Consider the following 10342-nt stretch of genomic DNA (forward strand, 5'->3'; position numbering starts at 1 on the left):
TCGCTGCAATACAGCGAATCGATGAGGGCCTTCCCCATTTAACGGTTCAGACCTTTGCAAGGCTGACAGCGCAGTGCACAAACAGGCATGCACCATGCCGGGGATGCCGGGCAAAGGCCGCCCCGCAAAGGCATCGTCCCCCTCCCGCGAAGCGAGAGAGGGGGAAGGCGCAAAGCGCCTCAGGGGGTGCCTTGCTCAGTCCGCCTGCTTGCGCAGAAATGCCGGGATTTCCACGTCGTCCATGCCGCCCGAGGCCAGGGCGCTCACGCGCTCCGAAGCCTGGGTGCGGTTGGTGCGCCACACGCTGGGCACGTTGGTGTTGGCCGTGCCGAACGGAACGGCTGCACCGGCGGGAACGGCAAAGCCCACGTCGTCGGTACCGGTGCGCAGGCCGCCCTGCACCACCTGGATGTTCTGGCGGCGTGCGCTGGGGCGCGACAGGCCGGTGGCCACCACGGTCACGCGGATGTCGTCACCCAGCGAGTCGTCGTAGGCCGCGCCGTAGATCACGTGCGCATCGGGCGATGCGTAGGCATTGATGGTGCTCATGGCCAGGCGCGACTCGGACAGCTTGAGGCTGCCCTTGGCGGCCGTGACCAGCACCAGCACGCCCTTGGCGCCCGACAGGTCGATGCCTTCCAGCAGCGGGCAGGCCACGGCCTGCTCGGCGGCGATACGGGCGCGGTCCGGGCCGGAGGCCTTGGCCGTGCCCATCATGGCCTTGCCGGGCTCGCCCATGACGGTGCGCACGTCTTCGAAGTCGACGTTCACATGGCCGTACTCGTTGATGATCTCGGCAATGCCGCCCACGGCGTTCTTGAGCACGTCGTTGGCATGGGCAAAGGCTTCGTCCTGGGAGATGTCGTCGCCCAGCACGTCGAGCAGCTTCTCGTTGAGCACGACGATCAGCGAGTCCACGTTGGCTTCCAGCTCGGCCAGGCCGGCGTCTGCGTTCTGCATGCGGCGGCCGCCTTCCCATTCGAAGGGCTTGGTCACCACACCCACCGTCAGAATGCCCATTTCCTTGGCCACGCGCGCGATCACCGGAGCCGCGCCCGTACCCGTGCCGCCACCCATGCCGGCCGTGATGAACAGCATATGCGCGCCTTCGATGGCGGCACGGATGTCTTCCACAGCGACTTCCGCAGCGTCCCGGCCCTTGTCGGGCTTGCTGCCGGCACCCAGGCCGCTTTGACCCAGCTGAATGGTGCGGTGTGCACGGCTGCGCAGCAGCGCCTGTGCATCGGTGTTGGCGCAGACGAACTCCACGCCCTGCACTCCGCGTTCAATCATGTGGTCGACGGCATTGCCGCCGCCGCCGCCGACGCCGATCACCTTGATCTGCGTTCCCTGGTTGAACTCTTCAACTTCAATCATGTCGATAGGCATGGTGGTGCTCCTGTTCTGTAGTGGTGGTAGGTCGCTGCTGTGGAAAAGAAATCATCGAAACTGTCGGCGGTCTGGGCCTTCGCCGCCGGTAACCGAAAAAACGCGTCGGGGGCGGGCCCGTGATGTACAAGCGATGGCTGTCCATGTCAGAAGTTCCCCACGATGAAGTCCTTGAAACGGCCGAAGGCGGTCTTCATGGAACCGCTCTTCTGGGCCACCTTGAAGCCGCGCAGCCGTGCCAGGCGCGCTTCCTCGAGCAGGCCCATCACGGTGGCGGCACGCGGCTGGGCGACCATGTCGGCCAGCGCGCTCGAATACTTGGGAATGCCGCGGCGAACGGGCTTGAGGAAGATGTCCTCGCCCAGTTCGATCATTCCGGGCATGACGGCGCTGCCGCCCGTCAGCACCACGCCCGAAGAGAGCACCTCTTCGTAGCCGGACTCGCGGATCACCTGCTGCACCAGCGAGAAGATCTCCTCCACGCGGGGCTCGATCACGCCGGCCAGCGCCTGCTTGCTGATCATGCGCGGGCTGCGGTCGCCCAGGCCCGGCACTTCGACCTGGGCATCGGGATCGGCCAGCAGCTGCTTGGCATAGCCGCTCTCGACCTTGATGTCCTCGGCATCCTTGGTGGGGGTGCGCAGGGCCATGGCGATGTCGCTGGTGATCAGGTCGCCGGCGATCGGGATCACGGCCGTGTGGCGGATCGCGCCGCCGGTGAAGATGGCCACGTCCGTGGCACCCGCGCCGATGTCCACCACGGCCACGCCGAGCTCGCGCTCGTCGTCGGTGAGCACGGCCTGGGCCGCCGCCAGCGGGTTGAGCAGCAGTTGCTCGACTTCCAGGCCGCAGCGGCGCACGCACTTGATGATGTTCTCGGCCGCGCTCTGCGCGCCGGTCACGATGTGGATCTTGGCCTCGAGGCGGATGCCGCTCATGCCGATGGGCTCGCGCACTTCCTGGCCGTCGATCACGAACTCCTGGGGCTCGACCAGCAGCAGGCGCTGGTCCGAGGAAATGTTGATGGCCTTGGCCGTCTCCATCACGCGCGCCACGTCGGTGGCCGAGACTTCCTTGTCCTTGATGGCCACCATGCCGCTGGAGTTGAGGCCGCGGATATGGCTGCCCGTGATGCCCGTGCACACGCGCTGGATCTTGCAGTCGGCCATCAGCTCGGCCTCCTTCAAGGCCTGCTGGATGCTCTGCACGGTGGCGTCGATATTGACGACCACGCCGCGCTTGAGCCCGCTGCTCGGAGCCACGCCCAGCCCCGCCAGCTTGAGTTCGCCGTTGTACATGACCTCGGCCACCACCGCCATGACCTTGGCCGTGCCGATGTCCAGTCCGACGATCACATCCTTGTATTCTCTTGCCATATCAGCATCCGCCCCCGGTAGGTTTTCTCTTGTCCTTGTGTATGCCTTGCATTCGGGTCTCCTGTGCGCGCCGCTAGCGCCTGGGCCGCGCACCCGCAGCCGTTGCAGAACCCGTGGTCACGCCCTTCAGACGCAGGGCATAGCCATCGTCGTAGCGCAGGTCGGCCGACTCCAAGGCTTCGGCCGTGCGCTTGTATTGCGAAGTGATTTGCGGCAGCGTGCGCACGAAGCGCTGCACACGCTGCAAAACATCCTCGGTGCCGCCGCCGCCGGCCTCGATCACGGCATCGTTGTCCAGCCGCAGCTGCCAGCTGCCGCGCGCATCCAGCACCAGCCCGTCCAGCGTCACGTCCAGCGGCTGCAGCGCCGGAGCGAGCAGGCGGTACATCTGCAGCATGCGCGGCGCCGAACCCTCGGGCCCCTGCAGGCGAGGCAGGCCGTCGCGGTCGAGCTCACCCAGGTTGGCCTCGAAGACCTTGCCCGTGTTGTCCACCAGGCCGGTGCCGGTGTCCGGGCCCCAGAAGGCCTCGGCCACATGCTCCTTGAGCAGCACGCGCAGGCTGTTGGGATACTCGCGGCGCACCTGGGCCTCGCGCACCCAGGGCACCTGCTCGAAGGCCTCCTGCGCGGCCTTGAGGTTGACCGTGAAGAAGTTGCCCTTGAGCACCGGCGCCACATTGGCGCGCAGCGTCACGGCGTTGTTGTGCACCAGCTCGCCCTCGACCACGATGCGGCCGATGTTGAAGGCCGGATACCGCATCAGCCACCAGCCCACAGCCGCCACGCCCGCAGCCAGGCACCCCATGAACAGCACCGTGGCGGTGATGTTCATGAGCCTGACGTCGAAGGGGACTGCGGACATGCGGTTCATGCGTGCTCCTGGTCTCCGGCCACCCCGTCCAGCGTGGCGCTGCCCAGCAGCCCCAGGCACAGGTCCTCGTAGCTCACACCGGAGGCCCGCGCCGCCATGGGCACCAGCGAATGGCCCGTCATGCCGGGCGAAGTGTTGATCTCCAGCAGGAATGGCTTGCGGTCGCTGGCGCGGATCATGATGTCGGCGCGCGCCCAGCCGCGGCAGCCCAGCGTGCGGTAGGCCTTGACCACGATGCGCCGGATTTCCGCCTCCTCTGCCTCGGGCAGTCCGCTCGGGCAGTGGTACTGCGTGGTGTCGGTGAAGTACTTGTTCTGGTAGTCGTAGTTGCCTTCGGGCGCCACGATGCGGATCACCGGCAGCGCATGGGCGCCGGCTTCGGCGCCCAGCACGGGGCAGGTGGTCTCGTCGCCGGCGATGAACTCCTCGCACAGCACTTCGTCGTCGTACCTGGCGGCCAGCTCGTAGGCCCTGGCGCACTCCTCGGCGGTCGTCACCTTGGTCAGGCCGATGCTGGAGCCGTCGCGCGCGGGTTTGACGATCATGGGCGCGCCCAATACCGCCAGGGCGGCGCGCGTTTCCTCGGCGCTGGCGACCAGGCGCCAGTCGGGCGTGGGCAGGCCCTCGAAGCGCCAGATGCGCTTGGTCATGATCTTGTCCATGGCAATGCTCGATGCCATCACGCCGGAGCCCGTGTAGGGAATGCCCAGCAGCTCCAGCGCGCCCTGCACCGTGCCGTCCTCGCCGTAGCGCCCGTGCAGCGCAATGAAGCAGCGATCGAAACCCTGCACCTTGAGCTGGTCCAGCCCCTGCTCCGCGGGATCGAAGGCGTGGGCGTTGACGCCCCTGGATTGCAGCGCGGCCAGCACGCCGCGGCCCGACATCAGCGAAACCTCGCGCTCGGACGAGCGGCCGCCCATGAGCACGGCCACCTTGCCCATGGCCTGCACATCCACGTTGCGGCCGAAATCTGTGTCATTCATGCTCATTGCGCGCTCTCCTTGTGCGCATCCAGCTCTTGTTTCTGAAGCATCTCGACCAGCTTTGCCGGTACCGCGCCGATGGAGCCCGCGCCCATGCACAGCAGCACGTCGCCGCCTTGCGCATTCGTCGCGATCGCCGCGGGCAGATCGGCAATGTTTTCCACGAAGACCGGCTCCACCTTGCCGGCCACGCGCAGTGCGCGCGCCAGCGAGCGGCCGTCGGCCGCCACGATGGGCGCCTCGCCGGCCGCGTAGACCTCGGTGAGCAGCACCGAATCGGCGCTGCCGATGACCTTCACGAAATCCTCGAAGCAGTCGCGCGTGCGGCTGTAGCGGTGGGGCTGGAAGGCCAGCACCAGGCGCTGCCCCGGGAAGGCGCCGCGCGCGGCGGCCAGCGTGGCAGCCATCTCCACCGGGTGGTGGCCGTAGTCGTCGATGACGGTGAACTGGCCGCCGTCGGCCGCGGGCAGCTCGCCATAGCGCTGGAAGCGCCGGCCCACGCCCTTGAAGCCTTCGAGGGCGCGCAGCAGGGCTTCGTCGGGGATTTCCAGCTCCATGGCCACGGCCACGGCCGACAGCGCATTGAGCACGTTGTGCTCGCCGGGCAGGCTCAGCACCACCTCCAGGTCGGGGTAGCTCTGGCCGTTGCTGCGGCGCACGGTAAAGCACATGCGGCCGGCTTCGGCGCGCACGTTGAGGGCGCGCACCTGGGCATCCTCGGCAAAGCCGTAGGTGGTCACGGGCCGGGCCAGCTGGGGCAGGATCTCGCGCACGGCCGGGCTGTCGATGCACAGGATGGCGCGGCCGTAGAACGGCATGCGGTGCAGGAAATCGACGAACGCGCCCTTGAGCCGGCCGAAATCGTGGCCGTAGGTTTCCATGTGGTCGGCGTCGATGTTCGTGACCACGGCCATGATGGGCAGCAGGTTCAGGAACGAGGCATCCGACTCGTCGGCCTCGACCACGATGTAATCGCCCTGACCGAGCTTGGCGTTGGCGCCGGCGCTGTTGAGCTTGCCGCCGATCACGAAGGTCGGGTCGAGCCCGGCCTCGGCCAGCACGCTGGTCACCAGGCTGGTGGTCGTGGTCTTGCCGTGCGCGCCGGCGATCGCGATGCCCTGCTTGAAGCGCATCAGTTCGGCCAGCATCAGCGCGCGCGGCACGACGGGAATCTTCTTTTCGCGGGCGGCGATCACCTCGGGGTTGTCGCCCTGCACGGCCGTGGAGGTCACCACGGCTTCGGCGCCCGCAATATTGGCTGCTGCATGGCCCACATGGGTGGCGATGCCCAGGCTCGCGAGGCGGCGCAGCGTGGCGCTGTCGGCCAGGTCCGAGCCCGAAATCTGGTAGCCCAGGTTGTGCAGCACTTCGGCAATGCCGCTCATGCCGGCGCCGCCAATACCGACAAAGTGGATGTGATGGATGGCGTGTTTCATGCGGCCAACTCCTCACAGGCGGCGACCACCTTCTCGGTGGCATCGATCTTTTGCATTTTCTTCGCTAGTTCAGCGCGCTCCAGCAGCGTCGCACGCTGCATATTTTGTAGCATTTCGGCCAACCCTTGGGCGCTCAGAGTGCTTTGTGGCATTAACCATCCACCGCCGGCGTCCACCAGGAAGCGCGCATTGGAGGTCTGGTGGTCGTCCACGGCGGACGGAAACGGTACATAGATGGCGGCGGCGCCCACGGCGGCGATCTCGGTCACCGTGCTCGCGCCTGCGCGGCAGACGATGACATCGGCATCGGCGAAGGCGCGCGCCGTGTCCTCGATGAAAGGCGTGAGCTCGGCCTGCACGCCGGCAGCGGCGTAGTTGGCGCGCAGGGCGTCGATCTGGGCCGCGCCGCTCTGGTGCAGGACCTGCGGACGCTGCGCCTCGGGAATCAGGGCCAGGGCCCGGGGCACGATCTCGTTGAGCGCCCGGGCGCCCAGGCTGCCGCCCACGACCAGCAGCTTGAGCGGCCCGCTGCGGCCGGCAAAGCGCTCGGCCGGCGCGGGCTGCTCGGTGAAGGCGCGGCGCAGCGGGTTGCCCACCCACTGGCCCTTGGCAAGCACATCGGGGAAGGCCGTGTACACGCGCCGGGCCACGGCGGCCACCACCTTGTTGGCCATGCCGGCCACGGAGTTCTGCTCGTGCAGCACCACGGGCCTGCCGGCCAGCGCCGCCATCAGCCCGCCCGGAACGGTGATGTAGCCGCCCAGGCCCACCACCACATCGGGCTGCACGCGGCGCATCACGGCGCGCGCCTGCAAGAAGGCCTTGAGCAGGCGGCCCGGCAGCATCAGCAGGGTCTTGAACCCCTTGCCGCGCACGCCGCCGAAGTCGATGGTCTCGAACGCAAAGTCCTGGGGCGGCACGATGCGCGACTCCATGGAGCCCGGCGTGCCCAGCCAATGCACGGTCCAGCCGCGCGCGCGCAGCTCCTGCGCCACGGCCAGACCGGGGAAGATATGGCCGCCGGTGCCGCCGGCCATGATGAGGGCCGTGCGTTGCCTTGTTGGCCGGATGGGCAGGCTCATGCGTGGCCTCCCTTCATCAGCAGCTTGTTCTCGTAATCCACTCTGAGCACCACGGCCACCGCTATCAGGTTCATCAAAATCGCCGAGCCGCCGAAACTCATCAGCGGCAGGGTCAGGCCCTTGGTGGGCAGCGCGCCCAGGTTCACGCCCATGTTGATGAAGGCCTGGAAACCCATCCAGATCGCCACGCCTTCGGCCACCAGCCCGGAGAACACCCGGTCCAGCGCAATGGCGCGGCGGCCGATCAGCATGATGCGGCGGGTCAGCCACAGGAAGACCACGGCGATCAGCAGCACGCCCACGAGGCCGAACTCCTCGCCGATCACGGCCATCAGAAAGTCGGTATGGGCTTCGGGCAGCCAGTGCAGCTTTTCCACGCTGCGGCCCAGGCCCACGCCGAAGATCTCGCCGCGGCCGATGGCGATCAGCGCGTGCGAGAGCTGGTAGCCCTTGCCCAGCGCGTGCTTCTCGTCCCAGGGGTCGAGGTAGGCGAAGATGCGCTCGCGGCGCCATTCGGAGGTGGCGATGATGCCCACGAAGGCCAGCACCACCACGAAGGCGATCAGGAAGAACATGCGCGCGTTCACGCCGCCCAGGAACAGAATGCCCATGGAGATCACCACGATCACCATGAAGGCGCCCATGTCGGGCTCGGCCAGCAGCAGCACGCCGACCAGCACCACGGCCACGGCCATGGGCAGCACGGCGCGGAAGAACCGCTCCTTGACCTCCATCTTGCGCACCATGTAGTCGGCCGCATAGATCAGCACCGAGAACTTGGCCAGCTCCGAAGGCTGGAAGTTCATGATGCCCAGCGACAGCCAGCGCCGCGCGCCGTTGACCACCGTGCCCACGTGGGGGATCAGCACCGCCACCAGCAGCACGATGGAGACGATGAACAGCTTGCGCGCCACTTTCTCCCAGGCGGCCATGGGCACCTGGAAGGCCAGCAGCGCGGCCACGAAGGCCATGCCGATGGACATGGCATGGCGCAGCAGGAAGTGATAGGGCTCGATCTTGCCGAAACGCGGGTTGTCCGGCATCGCGATCGATGCCGAATACACCATGACCAGGCTCCAGGACAGCAGGCCGATCACCACCCAGATCAAGGCCTGGTCCAGCCCCAGCACGCTGGCCGGGGTCTGTGTGGGTCGGTGGTACTGCGGCCCGCCCACGCGCACGGGCAGCACGTCGATGGGACGGTCGCCGCCGCTGCGAAACCACGAGCGCACGCGGGAGGAAACACCGGTCAGGAATGCGGCAGTCATGCGCCCTCCTCCAGTTCCTGGCCGGCGTCCAGCGCCAGCGCGCGCACCGCCTGCACGAACTGTTCGGCGCGGTCCGCATAGTCCTTGAACATGTCCATGCTGGCGCAGGCGGGCGACAGCAGCACGGCATCGCCCGCATGGGCCAGGCCGGCGGCCTGGGCCACGGCATCCTGCATGGTCGAGGCGTCCTGCAGCTGCACGCCGCAACCGGACAGCGCCTCCCGGATCCGCGGGCCATCCTGGCCGATCAGCACGGCGGCACGCACATAGCGGGCCACGGGCGCGGCCAGCGGCGTGAAGTCCTGGCCCTTGCCCAGGCCGCCCAGGATCACCACGATGCGATGGTCGGCGCCCAGGCCGGTCAGCGCGGCCACGGTGGCGCCCACGTTGGTGCCCTTGCTGTCGTCGAAGTATTCGACCTCGTTCACGCGGCCGATGGGCTGCACGCGGTGCGGCTCGCCGCGGTATTCGCGCAGGCCGTAGAGCAGCGGCGCCAGCGTGCAGCCGGCCGCCGTGGCCAGGGCCAGGGCCGACAGCGCGTTGATGGCATTGTGGCGGCCGCGGATGCGCAGCGCATCGGCCGGCATCAGGCGCTGGATGTGCAGATCGTCGGCGCTCTTGCCCCTGGTGGTCTCGTCGGCCTCATGGGCGCGCACCAGCCAGGTCATGCCGTTGACGACCTCGATGCCGAAATCGCCGGGCCGGCGCGGCATGTCGCCGCCGAAAGTCACATAGGGCCGCTGGAAGGTCTTGCCGCGCTTGCCGGGCAGAGGCTCGGGCGCGGGCAGCATGGCCATGACCATGGGGTCTTCGCGGTTGAGCACCATCAGGCCACCCTGACCGAAGATGCGCGCCTTGGCATCGGCATAGGCCTGCAGGCTGCCGTGCCAGTCCAGGTGGTCCTGGGTGATGTTGAGCACGGCCGCGGCCGTGGGCTCGAAGCCCTGCACGCCGTCGAGCTGGAAGCTGGACAGCTCCAGCACCCAGGCCTGGGGCAGGGTTTCGGCGTCGATGCGCTGGCTCAGCGTGTCGAGCAGCGTGGGGCCGATGTTGCCGGCCACGCCTACCGCCAGGCCCGCATGCTCGAGCAGCTGGCCGGACAGCGAGGTCACCGTGGTCTTGCCGTTGGTGCCGGTGATGCCCAGCACGGCGGGCTGGTAGCCATGGGCCTCCTTCATTGCCTTGAGCGCCTGGGCGAACAGGTCGAGCTCGCCGCCCACGGGCAGGCCGATGGCGCGCGCCGCCTGGAACACCGGCGCCACGGTGTCGGGGCTCAGGCCCGGCGAGCGGTAGACGGAACTCAGGCTCTGGCCGTCGACCAGCGCGGCGGTGAACGCGCCTGCCACAAAGCGCACGCCGGGCAGCTCGGTCTGCAGCGTGGCCAGGTGCGGAGGCGCCTGGCGCGTGTCGGCCACCGTGACCTCGGCGCCGGCGCGCACGCACCAGCGGGCCATGGCGATGCCGGAAATGCCCAGCCCCAGGATCAGCACGCGCTGCCCCTGCAGATGCTGCTCGGCACCTTGCGGCCACTGCACGGGCACGGGCGGCAGCTGCAGCGCCTCTTGCACCGGCGCCTGCTCGGCCGCCACGGCCGTGACCTCGCTGTCCGCGGCATCGGACACGCCGGGATCGGCAAAGATCTGCGCCACGAAGGCGGCCGCATCGCGGGCCGCCGTCAGCGTGGAGATGTCGGGAACCGGCTCTTCGCCCAGGGTACGGGCCAGGGTCTGGACCTCGGCAGGGGCAGCCACCGCGTCGGCTCCTGTTTCAGAAGCGTCTTGCGCAGTCATATCAAGCACTTGCACCCCATTCAATGCCGAAACGCCGGTTATATCAGCGCCAGCAGCTTCAGCACCGATAGCAGGCGTATCGGCTGCAACAGCCTGTTCGGGCATTGCTTGCGGTGCCTGCATGTCGAGCTGGAGGTCGTCTTCCTG

At 68.1% G+C, this 10342-nt stretch carries 8 protein-coding genes; all 8 read right to left on the reverse strand.

The window, feature by feature from the left end; all coding sequences use genetic code 11:
- Positions 1-195: 195 nt before the first annotated feature.
- The 8 genes from ftsZ to murD all read right to left on the reverse strand — a co-directional run bounded on the left by ftsZ (position 196) and on the right by murD (position 10318).
- Positions 196-1389: a cell division protein FtsZ gene (ftsZ, locus tag Cte04_RS19165; RefSeq protein WP_066482714.1), complete on the reverse strand. Its 1194-nt coding sequence runs from the start codon at positions 1387-1389 to the stop codon at positions 196-198.
- A 146-nt stretch (positions 1390-1535) separates the two neighbouring features.
- The gene (gene ftsA, locus Cte04_RS19170) at positions 1536-2765 is read right to left on the reverse strand and encodes a cell division protein FtsA (RefSeq protein ID WP_066482717.1); all 1230 of its coding nucleotides are present in this window, start codon (positions 2763-2765) and stop codon (positions 1536-1538) included.
- A 73-nt stretch (positions 2766-2838) separates the two neighbouring features.
- A complete protein-coding gene (locus tag Cte04_RS19175; protein WP_066482724.1) occupies positions 2839-3636 on the reverse strand; it encodes a cell division protein FtsQ/DivIB in 798 nt (265 codons plus the stop codon).
- Positions 3633-4619, reverse strand: a complete 987-nt coding sequence (locus Cte04_RS19180; RefSeq protein ID WP_370671039.1) for a D-alanine--D-alanine ligase — start codon at positions 4617-4619, stop codon at positions 3633-3635. Before Cte04_RS19180 ends, Cte04_RS19175 begins: the two co-directional genes overlap by 4 nt.
- Before the next feature lie 2 nt (positions 4620-4621).
- A complete protein-coding gene (gene murC / locus Cte04_RS19185) occupies positions 4622-6055 on the reverse strand; it encodes a UDP-N-acetylmuramate--L-alanine ligase (protein WP_066482733.1) in 1434 nt (477 codons plus the stop codon).
- Positions 6052-7137, reverse strand: a complete 1086-nt coding sequence (gene murG, locus Cte04_RS19190; RefSeq protein WP_066482746.1) for an undecaprenyldiphospho-muramoylpentapeptide beta-N-acetylglucosaminyltransferase — start codon at positions 7135-7137, stop codon at positions 6052-6054. Before murG ends, murC begins: the two co-directional genes overlap by 4 nt.
- A complete protein-coding gene (gene ftsW / locus Cte04_RS19195) occupies positions 7134-8405 on the reverse strand; it encodes a putative lipid II flippase FtsW (protein WP_066482753.1) in 1272 nt (423 codons plus the stop codon). Before ftsW ends, murG begins: the two co-directional genes overlap by 4 nt.
- A complete protein-coding gene (gene murD, locus Cte04_RS19200; protein WP_370671040.1) occupies positions 8402-10318 on the reverse strand; it encodes a UDP-N-acetylmuramoyl-L-alanine--D-glutamate ligase in 1917 nt (638 codons plus the stop codon). Before murD ends, ftsW begins: the two co-directional genes overlap by 4 nt.
- Between the last annotated feature and the right edge of the window lie 24 nt (positions 10319-10342).

Origin of the sequence: Comamonas terrae, from assembly GCF_001544075.1 — a bacterium.
Classification (GTDB): Bacteria; Pseudomonadota; Gammaproteobacteria; order Burkholderiales; family Burkholderiaceae_C; genus Comamonas; species Comamonas terrae.